This is a genomic window from Lyngbya sp. CCY1209 (genome assembly GCF_055795065.1).
In genome coordinates, this window is the sequence record NZ_JAYFER010000452.1 from 1 (window position 1) to 353 (window position 353).

The following is a 353-nucleotide window of genomic DNA, read 5'->3' on the forward strand; positions in this document are numbered from 1 at the left end:
TCCCCGTTGCTCAATTTTGTCATACCTGTTCGGTAGTATTTTCTGAGCGTTTTGTAATTGGCAATTCCGCATCGTGACACTACCCATGCCCGCAGTTGTTGCCAGAGTATATTACCTAGCTTGTTGAAAATCTCCTTGGAGACTACCCCTGAGTAGTATCTTGCCCATCCTGTGATGATAGGGTTGAGTTCTTTAATCAGGGCGGCTTGAGGTGATGTTTTGTGTTTCTTAATCACCTCTTTAACCTTTTTGATGTGGGCTTTGATTGCTTCCTTATCCGGTTTTATGTGGGTCTTGAAGCCGAGTAGACCTCTTCCCCCCGATTTCTTCCCGGATGTATGTTTTCCTTTTGG

1 protein-coding gene is annotated in these 353 nt (G+C 44.8%); it reads right to left on the reverse strand.

What is annotated here, in order from left to right; translation table 11 throughout:
* Positions 1-353 (reverse strand): group II intron maturase-specific domain-containing protein (locus AC0QHF_RS14250; RefSeq protein WP_324704887.1); only part of this gene is annotated, 353 nt, incomplete at both ends.